Genomic DNA, 809 nt, shown 5'->3' on the forward strand with positions numbered 1-809 from the left:
GCCCTGCGCGCCGACCGTGCCCTGCACGAGCCGGCCGCGGACGGGGGCGGGGGCGGCTCTGGTCGGCCCGGTCCAGGACGTCGATGAGGCCCGCCAGCGTGCCGGCCGGCTCGTGCAGGGCACGGTCGGCGCGCAGGGCGGCGGAGGCGGGCCCGATGGCCGGCCGGCTGCTGCTCATGTCGCCTCCCGAAGTCGTGTCCGCAGCAGGGGAAGGTGCCGCGGACAAGGAGGAACGTAGGGACCGGCGGGCCCGCGGACCGGTTCCCGGGACACCCCTCCGGAACCGCGTGACCGAACCGTTGCCGGGGGCCGCCGCGGCGGCCGGTGACCCCTCCTCCGGCGCGTGTCCTTGTCGATTCGACGGGGCCCCGTGAGCGTGGAACGGGTCCCCCGGGCCATCGGTCACCTCGGGGCGGCACCGGCGCGCCCGGCGTGTCGGGGTCCGCACCCGGAGGCCGCCCGGGTCGGCCGGGGCCCCTGGGAGGATGCGCGGGTGACCGACCGCACCCCCCTGGTGATCGACACCGACCCGGGCATCGACGACGCCCTCGCCATCCTGCTGGCACTGGCCAGCCCGGAGGTCGACCTCCGGCTCGTCACCACCGTGCACGGCAACGTGGAGCTGGCCCAGGTCACCGAGAACGCCCTGCGGGTGCTGCACCTCGCCGGTCGCTCCGACGTGCCGGTCGCCGCCGGCGCGCGGAGCTCGCTGGTCCACCCGCAGCCGGAGCGCGCCGGGCACGTGCACGGGGCCGCGGGTCTGGGTGGTGTGGAGCTGGCGCCGTCGCCCGCCGCGGCCGACCCCCGCC

1 protein-coding gene is annotated in these 809 nt (G+C 78.2%); it reads left to right on the plus strand.

All coding sequences use genetic code 11. The features are described 5' to 3' along the window. Positions 1-493: 493 nt before the first annotated feature. The coding region (locus E9549_RS22835) for a nucleoside hydrolase (RefSeq protein ID WP_236828891.1) at positions 494-809 on the plus strand (316 nt) is incomplete at its 3' end.

It is taken from the genome of Blastococcus sp. MG754426, assembly GCF_021699055.1.
GTDB lineage: Bacteria > Actinomycetota > Actinomycetes > Mycobacteriales > Geodermatophilaceae > Blastococcus.